The 14,150-nt window shown below is 60.0% G+C and carries 12 protein-coding genes; 1 reads left to right on the top strand and 11 read right to left on the bottom strand.

Annotated elements, in window-relative coordinates:
* Positions 1-50: 50 nt before the first annotated feature.
* The 6 genes from U1A53_RS05080 to U1A53_RS05105 form a co-directional block, all read right to left on the bottom strand.
* Positions 51-506 (bottom strand): DUF3592 domain-containing protein, encoded by a 456-nt coding sequence (locus tag U1A53_RS05080; protein WP_322279402.1) that lies wholly within the window; start codon positions 504-506, stop codon positions 51-53.
* Positions 507-666: 160 nt separating this feature from the next.
* Positions 667-1,620, bottom strand: coding sequence for a polysaccharide deacetylase family protein (locus tag U1A53_RS05085; RefSeq protein ID WP_322279403.1), 954 nt, complete (start codon positions 1,618-1,620; stop codon positions 667-669).
* 37 nt (positions 1,621-1,657) lie between these two features.
* On the bottom strand, positions 1,658-3,091 hold the full coding sequence (locus U1A53_RS05090; RefSeq protein WP_322279404.1) for a DUF1501 domain-containing protein: 1,434 nt from the start codon (positions 3,089-3,091) through the stop codon (positions 1,658-1,660).
* A gap of 60 nt (positions 3,092-3,151) precedes the next feature.
* A complete protein-coding gene (locus U1A53_RS05095; protein ID WP_322279406.1) occupies positions 3,152-4,768 on the bottom strand; it encodes an L-lactate permease in 1,617 nt (538 codons plus the stop codon).
* A complete protein-coding gene (locus U1A53_RS05100; protein WP_322279407.1) occupies positions 4,765-5,064 on the bottom strand; it encodes a hypothetical protein in 300 nt (99 codons plus the stop codon). Before U1A53_RS05100 ends, U1A53_RS05095 begins: the two co-directional genes overlap by 4 nt.
* Before the next feature lie 60 nt (positions 5,065-5,124).
* Positions 5,125-6,036 carry a LysR family transcriptional regulator gene (locus U1A53_RS05105; protein WP_322279409.1) on the bottom strand — a complete coding sequence of 304 codons (912 nt, stop codon included), beginning with the start codon at positions 6,034-6,036 and terminating at the stop codon, positions 5,125-5,127.
* A gap of 81 nt (positions 6,037-6,117) precedes the next feature.
* Between U1A53_RS05105 and U1A53_RS05110 the strand changes: the two genes are divergently transcribed.
* Entirely contained in the window at positions 6,118-6,348 is a 231-nt protein-coding gene (locus U1A53_RS05110) for a ferredoxin (protein WP_322279411.1), read from the top strand.
* 2 nt (positions 6,349-6,350) lie between these two features.
* Here U1A53_RS05110 and glcF read toward each other — a convergent pair whose 3' ends face one another.
* The 5 genes from glcF to U1A53_RS05135 form a co-directional block, all read right to left on the bottom strand.
* Positions 6,351-7,592 (bottom strand): glycolate oxidase subunit GlcF, encoded by a 1,242-nt coding sequence (gene glcF, locus U1A53_RS05115; RefSeq protein ID WP_322279412.1) that lies wholly within the window; start codon positions 7,590-7,592, stop codon positions 6,351-6,353.
* Positions 7,592-8,536, bottom strand: a complete 945-nt coding sequence (locus U1A53_RS05120; RefSeq protein WP_322279413.1) for an FAD-binding protein — start codon at positions 8,534-8,536, stop codon at positions 7,592-7,594. Before U1A53_RS05120 ends, glcF begins: the two co-directional genes overlap by 1 nt.
* Entirely contained in the window at positions 8,533-9,975 is a 1,443-nt protein-coding gene (locus U1A53_RS05125) for an FAD-linked oxidase C-terminal domain-containing protein (RefSeq protein ID WP_322279415.1), read from the bottom strand. The genes U1A53_RS05120 and U1A53_RS05125 overlap by 4 nt, the downstream gene beginning before the upstream one ends.
* An 11-nt stretch (positions 9,976-9,986) precedes the next feature.
* A complete protein-coding gene (locus U1A53_RS05130; RefSeq protein WP_322279416.1) occupies positions 9,987-11,096 on the bottom strand; it encodes an alanine--glyoxylate aminotransferase family protein in 1,110 nt (369 codons plus the stop codon).
* A gap of 126 nt (positions 11,097-11,222) precedes the next feature.
* Positions 11,223-14,144: a DUF1553 domain-containing protein gene (locus U1A53_RS05135; RefSeq protein WP_322279417.1), complete on the bottom strand. Its 2,922-nt coding sequence runs from the start codon at positions 14,142-14,144 to the stop codon at positions 11,223-11,225.
* Between the last annotated feature and the right edge of the window lie 6 nt (positions 14,145-14,150).

Below are 14,150 nucleotides of genomic sequence, written 5' to 3' on the forward strand. Positions count from 1 at the left end.
TAGTTCTGGGTTTAGACTCTGCGGCAGCAGATGCACAAGCGGAAGTTTCGTCAAATCGTGTGCCACACCGCCCAGCCAAGCGCGTAGAGACAAATGAGAGGCACAATCAAGGTGTTAAATGAGAAGCCGCGCAGGATGACTGCACGCCTAGGATCGGCAGGATCAAAGTAAATGACCGTCTCATCACCAACCTCAAGACGAGGATGCTCGTGGACAATGCGCCTATTCCATGTGTACAGAGGTCCGTCGAAAGAGAAGCAATCGGTTTCATGAACAACACCATTTACGCAGTATTGGAACGTATAAAACCTTGCTGAGTGGCGGCCTACATAAGATGAATACTGGCCACAACTGTCCAGTTCAAACACCTGATCTTTGAGCGCCGTGACGATTGCCTTGGTAGGCTGCCAGTTTCGTGAGCGCCAGGCATCCATCAGTCGCCGACGGTCACGAAAAATGAGCCAGCCAAAGAAGCAAAACACGGCATATCCCATGAAGGCATTCATGCGCCCGAGGTTAGCTGTTCTCCAACCAGCGCCAACAATAAAAGCGGCAGCTCCAAAGGCACACCTGCAGAACTTTGGCCACCTCACCGGAACACATGCCAGGGCATCTCCGTGAGACGGTAGTCGATGCTGAGTGGCCGCATCGGCGCAACCGACAAGCTCACTGAGCCCGCTTGAGCGTGATCGTGCCACCACCGGGCTGCGCATCATATTGCGCCGCGCCATTACGTACGGGCACGGTGGAATTGTTCGCTCCCTGCGTCACCACGCAGTTCTTCCAGTCGGCAGGAACCTTGGTCGAGAGAGTCAGCGGCAGATCGTAGAGCGCCGGGTCGGCCGTGCAGGTGAGTTCGAGGCTGATGCTGTCAGGGCCGGCTGCCAGCGGCTTGATCGCGGCGGATTCCCGTTCGATGACGTATTGATGCCAGGACACGACGTCGGTGATCCAGACCTGATCACGAACCGCCTCCAGCTTGTCGAGCAGCGCGGTGAACCACTCCACCGGCGTGACGAGCCAGTCTTCGCCGACGCCGTGGAAATCGAGATGGCCCATTTCGCCCTTCGCGATGGCGGCATCGACTGCCGCGACCGTTTCCGCCGCCGACTTGTAGTGGATCGGCGGCCCGAAGAATGGAGGGCGGTCGCACAGATGATGTTTTGCCAATGCGGTCTTCTGTTCCTCCGCCGTGACTTTCCACGGTACGCCGCCCGGCTTGCCGAAGCCCAGCAGATGCGGCTGTTTGCGCTCCGGCTTCAGCTTGTCGAGAACCTCGTTGCACTTCGCCAGCTCGGGATCAAGCTCCGCGGCATTGTTGACGCCTTTGTGCGTGAAGGTGTGGTTCGCGACCGCTACATACGGACTCTTTGCCGCATCCTCCCAGCGCCGCTTCAACGCGGCATACAGGCTGTTGCCGGTGACGAGATAAAAGTTCCCGATGATCTTCCGCCTCTCCAGCTCCGGCACGACGTTCTTCAACTGACTCGGCGCACTGTCATCGAAGGCGAGCATGAACGCCGCCTTCTTGCCGTCCTTCCATTTGAGCACCTGTGTTTCCGCGTCGGCACGAGCTGCAAAAGAAACCGCCAGGGCAAGAATGAGGTGAAGAAACTTCATGGCACAGCGCTACCCCGCATCCCACCAAAGGCAAGCTTCACGCCAACAACTCACGAATCACATGCCCATGCACATCCGTGAGGCGGCGGTCGATGCCGTTGTGGCGGACGGTCAGTTTTTCGTGATTGATGCCGAGCAGGTGCATCATCGTGGCATGGATGTCGTAGCAGGTCGTGGGATTCGCGCGGTCGAGCGGCTTGTAGCCCCACTGGTCACTCTCCCCTGCAGTAACACCGCCTTTGATGCCACCGCCGCAGAGCCAGTTCGTGAAGACGTAAGGGTTGTGGTCGCGGCCTTTGCCGCCCTGTGTGCTCGGCATTCGTCCAAACTCGGTCGTCCAGAGAATGATCGTCTCGTCGAGTAACCCGCGCTGTTTTAAATCGAGAATGAGTGCTGAAACGGCCTTCGCCATGCCCCAGGCGAGCGGGCCATGATCACGCTCGACATCTTCGTGGCTGTCCCAGTTGCGACGCGGGAAACCGTTGTCGTTGCCGCTCCAGATTTGCACGAATCGCACGCCACGTTCGAGCAAACGGCGCGCAGCGAGACACTTGCGGCCCATGTAGTCAGCTTCTTCTTCGGGATTGATCTCGGTAGGCCAGACTTTGCGATGCTCCTGAATCCCATACATCGCCTTCATCGCATCACTCTCATGGCTGATGTCCAGCGCCTCAGGCGCGGCGAGCTGCATCTTCGCGGCGAGTTCGTAGCTCTTGATGCGTGAGTCGAGACGGCTGTCTTCCTCGCGCTGTTGCATGTGCTTGCGGTTCAACTGCTCCAGCAGCTCAAATCCGCCTCGATCTGACCGCGCCGAGATGTAGCGGCCTGATTTGTGAGGGAACAGATCTGCAATCGGCGTCTCCGCTTCGGGATAAATGATCGTTCCCGCATGCTGAGAGGGCAAAAAAGCGCTGTCCCAGTTCTTCGGACCATTGGAGGCAAATCCACGATGATCAGGCAGCACGACGAAGGTCGGCAAATTGTCGCTCAGCGATCCAAGCGCATAACTCACCCAGCAGCCCATGCCCGGAAAGCCAGGTAGATTGAAGCCCGTGGCCTGCAGCAGCGTGCCCTGCGAATGCACGCCGGTCTTGCCTACCATGTTATGCACGAAGGCCATGTCGTCAGCACAAGCTCCGAGCGGTGCGACGGCCTCACTGAGCATTCTGCCGCTTTGCCCGTATGGTTTGAACTCCCACACCGGCTTCTTCCACGGCCCGAGGCCATTTTGAAACGCCTCCACGGCTTCGCCGAAATTGGACTCCTCACCGTGGTGTTTGATCAGCGCCGGTTTGAAATCAAACAAATCAATGTGCGACGCCGCGCCGCCCATGAAGAGCTGCACCACGCGTTTCGCCTTGGGCGCGATGACTTGCGAGCGATGCGCCGTCTCCGCCGCATTCAGCGAGGCAAACGCGAGCGCGCCGAAACCTTGTCCGGCGGTTTGAAGAAGCTGGCGGCGGGTGAGCATGGTGGAGTGTGCCTGAATCATACGCGGCCGGCGAGTTCGTCTTTGTCACGCAATCGCGGATCACTTCACGATCATCCATGGCAGCCAATACGCCTGCGCCATCACCAGCAGGCCCATGAGCAGTGCCAGCGCCACGCTGTGCCAGAAGACACTACGCAGCACGGTACCCGCGTCGGGACTGTCGGGATGGCCACCCGTCGCCACAGCGGCGACCACGATGCTTTGCGCGTCGATCATCTTGCCCATCACGCCGCCACTGCTGTTCGACGCCGCCATGTGAATCGGCGAGAGATGCAGTTGGTTCGCGGTGACTTGCTGGAGATTGCCGAAAAGCACGTTCGACGAAGTGTCGCTTCCCGTGAGCGCCACGCCGAGCCAGCCGATGATCGGCGAGAAGAAGGGAAACAGTACTCCGGTGTCGGCCATCATGAGGCCCATCGTCGTGTCTGTGCCGCTGTAGCGTGTCACATAACCGAGCGCGAGCATGAGCGATATCGTCAGCAGCGGCACGCGCAGCTTCCAAATCGTCACGCCATACAATTTAAGCAAACGCATTGGCGACAGGCCGAGGCACAGCCCCGCCGCCATGCCTGCGAGCAGCGCTGCCGTGCCGGTGGCGCTCAGCGCGTTGAATTTGAACACCGCCTTCTCCAGCTCGGCATGAACGACGACCGGCGGCACGCGCTCTACCATCTTGTGCAGTAGCGGCACCTCGATCTCCTGATTGAAGACACCGTTCAAACCGCTTTTCACCGCCGGCATGCCCCAGCAGAACACAAAGGCCGTCAAAAACACCCACGGCAGCCACGCCTTCCACGGTGAAGCTTCGCGCACTTCTGCCACCACAGGTTTTTCGGCGGCATCCTTCGGCTTCCACACCTTCATAAACAGCACCAGCACTGCCATCGCCACCACCGCGCTCACGATGTCCACCAGCCACGGCCCGTGGTAGTTGCTCATCACGAACTGCATCACGCCAAAGCTCGCGCCTGTCACGAAGCACGCCGGCCACACGCCCAACATCCCACGCACGCCGACCTGCGCCGCCACCAACCAGAACGGCACGATCAACGAGAACACCGGCAACTGCCGCCCGACCATCGCACTCAGTGACATGAGATCTAGACCCGTAATGTCCGCCAGCGTCGTCAACGGTGTGCCGAGAGACCCAAACGCCACTGGCGCGGTGTTGCCGATGAGCGCCAGCTTTGCAGCTTCGAGCGGTTTGAATCCGAGACCGATCATGAGCGCCCCCGTGATCGCCACCGGCGCTCCAAAGCCCGCCGCACCTTCGATGAACGCACCAAAGGCAAAGGCGATGAGCAGCGCTTGAATTCGCCGATCACTCGAAACACTCGCGATCTGCCGCTGTAGCACCGCGAACTGCCCCGTCTCCACGCTCAGGTTATAAACAAACATCGCGTTCAACACGATCCAGCCGATGGGAAACAGCCCAAACACCGCTCCGTTCACCGCCGCCATGCCCGCCATCGACGCCGGCATGTGATAGACAAACATCGCGATCAACAGCGCCACCACCAACCCAGCCAGCGCCGCGATCTGCGCCCGCACATGCCAGAACGCCAGCAATCCAAGCAACGTCACCACTGGCACCGCCGCCACCAGCGAGGAAAGGATCAAACTGCCGAGTGGATCGTAATTTTGGGACCAGGTCATGGTAGAGGTTGTGGTTTCAGCAGAGCTTTGCCCGATTTTACGAAGTCCCAGCCCCATGCCAGAACAAACAGATGAAACAAGATCAGAATGGCTGTGCCCCACCAGGTGGTGCAGTCGATCCTGAAGCCGTCAATGACGAGCGAGGGGCCGGTGATCCACGGTGCGCTAACAGATACCGGGCCCGTCAGAAACCAGTGAATCACAATCCCCAGCAACCCCAGCGTGCTGAACGCGATGAGCAGCCAGCCAAAGCAGCGCTTCAAAAAGCGAAGCAGGGTTTTGGTTCGGGTTATCATGATTGCTGACACGAAGTTAAACCAATCGCATCACGACAGGCAACATTTGCGTCACTTGCCTTAGAACAGGATGTTCTCAATAAACTTCGTCAGGTGTTCCGGCACCTTCCGGTGCCGCCGCGTCACCACCACCAGTTCGCGCTCAAACCGTGGTTCCAGCGTGACCAGTTTCAGAGAATGCTTCCGCCGATAGAGTGCCAGCGCCCGGATCGGCACGAAACTCACGCCCAGTCCGCTTGCCACCAGATTGATGATCAAATCAAAGCTGTCGGCCTCCATCAACGGCTCCACTGCCAGTCCCTGACGTTTCATCCAGCGATGCAGCAGCTTTCCTGTTGTCGTCACCTCTTGAATCAGCAACCAAGGCTGTTTCGCGGCCCATTTCAGCACTTCGGCACGCTTCGTCGGCAACGGCTTTGCTCCCTCCGGTTCATGCGCGATCAACGTGAAGGCATCTTTGAATCGATGTGTCACTTTTAGCGTCTGCGGCAGCTTGGATGGGATGCAGAAGACTCCAATATCGATGTCATGCTGTTCGATGCCCTGCATGATCTCCGTGCTCGAAAGATAGGACACCGCGCAGTTCACCTGCGGCAGCCGCTGGCGATTCGCATGAAAAAATCCGGGCATGTAGGCCCCCGATACCGTGCGCGAAAGTCCCACGCGCACCAGCGGCTTGGTTGAAGCAAACTCCGTCTGCAAACCCTCCAGCGTCGAAGCCACGCCGCCCAGCAGCTTCGCCGATTCCGCGAACAAATAGCGGCCCGCCTCCGTCACCGCAACGCTGCGTGTCGTACGGTTGAGCAAATCAACTCCCAAGCGCTGTTCCAAAGCCTGCATCTGCCTTGTGAGCGCACTTTGCGTCAGTCCCGCTTCCCGCGCCGCCTTTGTGAAGCTGTGATGCTTCACCACCAGATGAAACAGATGCAGGCTGTACAAATCGAACGGCTTTCGGGCTAGATACTCATGCATTATTAGCAATAAACGATGCTATTAATGCACTTCACTCAATAATCAGGCGTGCGACTGTCAGCGCATCAACCCGCCCACACCATGCCTGATCCCAACAACCGCCATCCTGAGAACGTCCCCGGTCGCTATTATGTCGATGACACCTGCATCGACTGCGGCCTTTGCCCCTCCACCGCGCCGGACTTTTTCCGTCGTCATGACGAAGGCGGCTACAGCATCGTTTATCGTCAACCTGTCACTGAAGTCGAAGTCGGCCTTGCCGACGAAGCCCGCCTTGGCTGCCCTACTGAATCCATCGGCAACGACGGCTGAAGTCACTTCAGTGCATCACGCAGAATTTGCAGCGTATGCCGCACCTCGATGTTCGAGCCGAGTTTCTTCAAATGCAGCCGCAACTGCGTCAGGCAGCCGATGTTGCCCGAGGCGATGACTTCGGCACCAGTTGCGATTACGGCGCGCGCTTTCTGTTCGCCGAGCGAGGTGGCGATCTCGGGCTGATCCATGTTGTAGCTACCGGCGCTGCCGCAGCAGAGGTGCGCATCGGTGATTTCGAGGAGTTCGAGGCCGGGAATCGCACGCAGGAGATCGCGTGGCTGCCGCCGCACATTCTGAGCGTTCGCGAGGTGGCAGGCGTCGTGGTAGGCGACTTTGAGGTTCGTTTCGCGCAACGGCTCGCGCAGACCAAGCTTTATCAAAAACACGCTCACATCCATGACGCAATGGCGGAAGCGCTCCGCGCGCGCTTCATCTGAGGTGCCGCGCAAAACGAGATGATACTCGTGCATTGCCGAGCCGCAGCCTGCGGCGTTGGTCAGGATCGCATCCACATCATCAGGAAAGGCATTCAGGTTCTGCCGTGCGAATTTTTGTGCTGCTGCGAGATCGCCCGTGTGCCAGGCGAGGCCACCGCAGCAGCCTTGCGTGCGTGGAATGACAACTTCGACGCCGTTGCGAGTGAGCACCTCAATCGTAGCGGTGTTGATGTCGGGATCGAGCACCTGCTGAGCACAGCCGGTGAGCAAGGCCACGCGGGCACGCTTTTCGCCGATGGCGGGATTCACCTCGGCCAATAATTCTGCGGGTGGAAGCTTATCGGGCACGAGTTCGAGCATCGACTGCCACTTCTTCGGCAACACGGCTTTCCCAAGTCTCCCAAACCACATCGCCACGCGGAATCGCGAGGGATACGGAATCGTCTGCGTCGTGACAAAGCGCCGTACACGCTCCAGCAGGCCGCGTTTCATCTTCGAGGCTGCCACAGCACGAAACGGACTGATCAAATCGCGATACGGCACGCCGCTCGGACAGGCCGGTTCACACGCCAGACAGCCGAGACAGCGGTCCACATGCGGCTGTGCGGCCTCGAAGCTCATCTTGCCTTCGAGAACCTCCTTCATCAGCACGATGCGTCCACGCGGCGTGTCCATCTCCTGTCCGAGTTCGTGATAGGTCGGGCATGCTGCCAAGCAAAACCCGCAATGCACGCACGCCGACACCGCTTTCGCCATCGGTTCGCCCAGCGGGCCGAATTTTTCGGTTGGAATGGCGTGCAGCATCAGTCGTCAAGAGTTGGAAAATGGTTCTGCGGATCGAGCGCCTGCTTCACCGCAGCTTCGATGGCAAAGCGCGGTCTGCCGCCGATCCACAGCGGGAAATCGCCGCGCAGCGTGAGACCACGAGACGGAAGCATGGTCGAGAAAGCCACGTTGCCGCCGCAACTCACATGCGCGGCTTTGAAATCGCCGATTTGATCCGGCGTGAGGTCGGTTTTGAAATTCCAGCGTGTCTCGCAAATCTCGTTCCAGATGGCGTTGTCGATGATTTCGCCGCCGATCTCCTTCGCGAGAACTTCGAGGGCTTTTCCAGGTCCCGCGAGCCGCACGAGCATGGTTTCGCCGCCGGGCAAAACATCGAGCGCATCGGCCTCGAAGCGTGAATTGGCGATGCAGGCCATCCTGTCGGCATCGAAAGGCATTTCGAGCGTCAGCATCGATTCACGACGTGGAAACACCTTGAAGGTCACTTCACCGATCACACCGAATCTGCCGAGACTGCCGACCAAAAACTTCGGCACATCAAATCCAGCCGCGTTTTTGACGACCTTGCCGCCCAGTCTCAGCAAACGGCCCATGCCATCGACAAACCGCACGCCGAGGATGAAATCGCGCACGCCACCATAGCGGAAGCGTCCCGGTCCGCTCAAACCGCTCGCCACCACGCCGCCAATGGTGCTGCCCGCCTCGACGAGCATCGGATCAAACGGCAGATACTGCCCCTTCTCCGCCAGCGCCGCGATGATCTCCCTCACCGGCGTTCCGGCGAGAGCGGTGAAGGTGAACTCGCTCGGCTCATACTCCGTGATGCCGCGCAACTGCCGCGTCGAAATCTTCACCGCATCGACGGCAGATAAACGCGGTTTCGTCTCCGCACCCACGGCGAGCACGCGCGGTGCGGAAAGCACGGCGTCGCGGAGTTCGGTGAGTGATGAAGGAGTGATCATTCGCGTGAAATGACGCCGGCCTTCTCCAGCGGATGCAGACCGACATGCGACAAGGCGGGTGCTTCTTTGCCAGGGAACATCTTGCCCGGATTGGCGATGCCGAGGGGATCGAAGGCGGCGCGGAGGCGCTGCATGCAGTCGATCTCGTCGGCGGTGAACATGTCGGGCAGGAAGTCGCGTTTCTCGACGCCGATGCCGTGTTCGCCGGTGATGGAGCCGCCCATCTCGACGCACATCTTCAAGATGCGACCGGCGAGATCTTCGGCGCGCTGCAATGCGCCTTCCTCGCGGCCATCGAACAGGATGAGCGGATGCAGATTGCCATCGCCAGCGTGGAAGACGTTTGCGACGCGGATGTTCGACTCGCGTGCCATTTCGGCGATGCGGCGCAGTGCTTCGCCGAGTTTGCGACGCGGCACGACACCATCCTGCACGATGAAATCGGGCGACAGACGGCCCACAGCGCTGAAGGCGCTCTTACGGCCTTTCCAGATCGCGGCGCGTTCTTCCGCATCGCGTGCGGGACGCATTTCGACGGGCTGGCTGGCGGCGAGGATCGTGTCCAACCGCTCGCGTTCGATGGCGACAACTTCGCGCGGGCCTTCGAGTTCGACGATGAGCACGGCCTCGCATCCCGGCGGATATTCGGCATGAACCGCCGCGACTGCAGCCTCAAGCGCGAGCGCATCCATGATCTCGATGGCTCCAGGCAGCAATCCGCTCGCGATCACGGCGGAGACGGCGTCGCCCGCTTGTTCGAGCGTGCGATAACCGGCGAGCACGGTGTGGAAGCATTCGGGCTTCGGCAAAAGCTGGAGTGTGATCTCCAATGCAATGCCAAACAGGCCTTCGTTGCCGGTGAACAGGCCGCACCAGTCAGGCCCGAGCCGTTCGCGGCTGCCGCCACCCCATTCGACGACCTCACCGGCGCCTAGCACGGCCTTGATGCCGAGGATGTGGTTCGCGGTCATGCCGTATTTGAGGCAATGCGCGCCGCCAGAGTTGAAGGCGACGTTCCCACCGATGGTGCAGATGCTTTGTGACGAAGGATCGGGCGCGTAATGCAATCCAAACGGTGTCGCAGCCGTCGTGACCTGCGTGTTGATTACGCCGGGCTCGACGACGGCCATGCGCTGTGTGGGATCGAGCTTCAGGATGCGATTCAGACGATTGAGCGCGATGACGATGCCTTCCGCGATGGGCAGTGATCCGCCCGACAAACTGGTGCCGCTGCCGCGTGCGACGAACGGCAGCTTCAATTCATGACAGAGCCGCACGATGGCGGTGACTTCGTCCGTCGTCTCCGGCACGACGACGGCGAGCGGCCGTGTGCGAAAGGCGGTGAGACCGTCGCTTTCGTAAGCGGCAAGTTCCACCGGACGCATGAGCAGACGCTCCGGCGGTAACAACGCTGCCAGACGATCAAGCGCGGTGGACATGATCGGCTGGTTTATTTCAGCACGTTTTTCAGTGCCGTGAGCACGAGATCGACGTTTCGCACGGTCGAGCCGTGGCCCATGAGGCCGATGCGCCAGGCTTTGCCGGCCATGACGCCGAGTCCGGCGCCGATTTCGATGCCGTATTCTTCGAGCAGGCGCTTGCGCGTGCCAGCGTCATCGGCTCCGGCGGGGATGTGGATGCAATTGAGCGTGTGGAGCGAGTGCTTTGGCACATAGCTGATGCCCATCGCCTCCAATCCGGCACGCAGGCGCTGATGCATCTGCACGTGGCGGGCGATGCGGGCCTCCAATCCTTCCTCCAACACGATGGCGAGCGCCTCACGCAAGGCGTAGGTCATGTTGATCGGCGCGGTGTGATGATACACGCGGCCACCGCCACCACCGAGGTAGTATTTGCGCAGCATCGAGACATCGAGGTACCACGATTGCACTTTCGTTTTGCGCGCATCCATGACGGCGAGCGCACGGTCACCAAAACTCACAGGCGCGAGGCCGGGCGGGCAGCTCAGGCATTTCTGCGTGCCGCTGTAGATGGCGTCGATGCCCCAGTCATCGACCTTCAATTCGTGACCGCCGAGGCTGGTGACGGCATCGACGACGAGCAGCGCGCCTTTGCCATGCACGATTTCGGCGAGGCCTTCGAGCGGCTGCAACGCGCCGGTGCTGGTCTCGGCATGCACAATGCCGACGAGTTTTGATTTCGGATGCTGATCGAGTGCGGCGGCGATTTGATCGAACGCGATGACATCGCCCCACGCGGCCTCAACGGCATGCACGGTGGCACCGCAGCGCTCCATGACATCTTTCATGCGCCCGCCGAAGACGCCGTTCACGCAGACGATCACCTCGTCACCGGGTTCGATGAGATTGACAGCGATGCATTCCATCCCCGCCATGCCGGTGCCGCTGACGGGAAAGGTGAGCGCGTTCTTCGTGCGAAACACCTGACGAAGCATTTCGCAGACCTCATCCATGATGGCGACATACTGCGGATCAAGGTGGCCGAGCGTGGGCGCACCGAGGGCGCGCAGCACGCGTGATGGGACAGGACTGGGGCCAGGGCCGAGAAGGATGCGTTCAGCGGGATGTTGGGTGTTCATGGTTGAGAAGACGTGAGTATGAGCGGGGAGAGTTGGGAACGTCAAGGCTTCGCCGTCAAAAGGTCAAGAGCGTCAAGCAGTGACCGTCTTGACTTCTTGACCACTCCTTGACCCCTTGACTCGCCTTCAATCCACAAAGCTGAATTCGTTCAGATTCAGGATCACCCGGCAGGTGTTCTCCAAGCCTTCACGCTTCGCGTATTCAACCAGCGGGATGAGTTCGTCCGCCGTCGGCTCGCGGGAGAGCGCGAGGGCGAAGGCACGCTTCGTTTGCGCTTCGAGTCCGGCGGATTCTTTGGCAACGCGAGTGGCGAAGTGCTTCGCCATCGTCACGGTGAGGCCGTTGTTCATCAACGCGAGCGCCTGGAGCGGGCTGAGGGATTCGTTGCGTTTCTCGACGCGCATCGAAGGGTCGGCGCAGTCCATCACTGTCATGAAGGGCTGCTGCTGACTGCGCACGATGAAGCGGTAGATGCTGCGGCGGTGGCTCTTCGGATCTTCGGGATCGTGGAGGTGGTATTCGTAGTGCGGAGAGTGCTGCGGCTTGTCGATGATGAAGTCCTGGAAGCTCGGTCCGCCCATGGTGAGATCAAGTTTGCCGCTGACGGCGAGGATGGAGTCACGAATCGACTCGGCGTCGAGTTTGCGGCGGTTTTGATGGGAGAGCCACATGTTCGCGGCGTCGGACTTGTCCGACAGATCGGACGAGTCGGACTTTTGGCGATAGACCTCTGACATCACGATGAGCTTGTGCAGCTTCTTGAGGCTGCCGCCGAAGTCGGCTCGGAAAGTCAATGCCAGCCAGTCCAGCAACTCAGGGTGGCTCGGTTTGCCGCCCATGCGACCAAAGTCATTCGAGGTATCGACGAGGCCGCGACCGAAATGATGCTGCCAGACGCGGTTGACGATGCTGCGCCAGGTGAGCGCGTTGTTTTTGTCGGTGATCCACTTCGCCAAAGCGGCGCGGCGCGCAGATTCGTGCTCGCCAGTGACTTGAAATGGAACTTGAAGCAGTTTGCTCAGCGCCGTCACTGTGCCAGCGCTGACTTCCTGCGCGGGCTGCTTCATGTCTCCGCGTTTGAGCACCTGAATGACGCGCGGGATGCCGTGCGTGCCTTTGAAGGCACCACTGCCGTAATGGACGGCTCCGGCATAGACTTTCTGTGGCGCAGGCAGTTGAGGCAAGGCATCACGCTGTTTGCGTGCAGCGTGGAGCTTCGTCTTCGTGGCTTCATCGGCTTGCGCGAGCATGAGGGCATCGCGTTCGCGGATGAGCTTCAGTTTGTCTTCCTCGGTGCGGCTCTCGGGGGCGATGCCATCGGTGAGGTTGGTTTTGCGCCAGCGCGGCGCGGCCTCGATGCTGTCGAGCGAGGTCACGGGACGACCGACGGCGAGGTTGGGGCCAGTTTTACTGTCATAGACCTCCATCTCGGCCAGCGCGAAAATATAGTCGCTCATGCGCGGCGCGAGCTTCACGGCGGTGACGCGCACAAAGCGGCCGGTGACGCCGTCATCGCCTGCGGTGCCGCTTTCGAAGGGCTTGAGGCCGGGATTCACGAAGTCGTTCATGAAGGTGGCATCGTGCTTCCGCCACACAAGCGTGACACCAGTCTTGAAGGTGGGATCATCACTGACTTCGATCTTGAAGCGCACGGGGAATCCGAAGCCGCCACCGATCTTGCCAAAATCATCGTAGCAGGGCTTTAGCACGATGCGTTCGACCTGCACGCTCTTGCCGAGATCGACCTGCACCCACTTCACAGCATCCTGCGTGGGTGAAATGGCGCTGTGGTAGCCGAAGTCAGGTTTCGCGTTCGGATTCGCGCCTTTATCCGCAGCGCCGTCGATGCGCTTGCTGAGCGCGGCATAGGCTTCCCCTGCTTTTTTCTTCAAAGGCTCCTCCAGCGCGGCGATCTCATCGGTAAACTGCTTCTTCTGCTTCTGAAGCGCGGCAAACTTCTGCATCAAAGCGTCGTCGGGATAATAATCCACGTCGGTGCGGTCGATGCCGGCAAACACGGCCTGCAGCGAATAGTAGTCCTCCTGCGAGATGGGATCGAACTTGTGATAGTGGCATTGCGCGCACTGCACCGTGAGGCTGCAAAAGGTGCCGACGGCGTTTTGCACCATGTCATCGCGGTCGAGATGGCGGGCGATCTTGCCATCGAGCTTTGTTTCCGGCACTTCCGCGTGACCAATGAGATCCCACGGCCCGGCAGCGATGAAGCCAAGCGCCGTGATGCCATCCGTGGTGCCGGGATGGAGCGCATCACCCGCGATCTGTTCCTCGATGAATCGCGCGTAAGGCTTGTCGTTGTTGAAAGCGCGAATGACGTAGTCGCGGTAGGGCCAGGCGTTGTTGCGCGGCTTGTCTTTGTCGTAGCCGTGCGTTTCGCCGTAGTGGACCAGATCGAGCCAGTGGCGTGCCCAGCGTTCTCCGTAGCGCGGCGAAGAGAGCAAGTCGTCCACGAGCTTCTCATACGGCAGTGCAGCGTACTTCGTGATTTCCTCCGGCGTGGGCGGCAGGCCGGTGAGATCGAAGTAAAGGCGTCGGATCAAGGTGCGCGCATCTGCTTGTGACGCTGGCTTCAGGCCTTTCTCCGCGAGCTTCGCGTGAATGAACGAATCAATGTCTATCGTGCCCACTTTTGCCTGGAGCGGCTTGAAACTCCACCAGTCGAGTCTGTTCTCAATCTTCGCGACATCGACGCCCTCCGGCCACACTGCACCTTCATCGATCCAGCGCTTCAGCACGTCGATGTCCGCGCTGTTGAGCTTCGACTTCGGCGGCATCGAGATTTTTTCATCCAAACCACTCACAAATCGAAACAGCGGGCTCTCCGCGCTTTTGCCAGCGATGATGTTCGGCGCGTGATCCACGCCGCCGGTCAAAGCGACGGCCTTGATGTCGAGTCGGTAGTCGTTCTTCTGTTTCTCCGCGCCGTGGCACTCGTAGCAGTGCTTTTCAAAGATCGGGCGCACCTCGCGCACGAAATCGACCGCAAAGGCGGGTGTGGCGGCGAGAGCAATGAAACAGAAGATGCGCATTACCAT

The sequence above is a fragment of the Prosthecobacter sp. genome, from assembly GCF_034366625.1.
GTDB lineage: Bacteria > Verrucomicrobiota > Verrucomicrobiia > Verrucomicrobiales > Verrucomicrobiaceae > Prosthecobacter.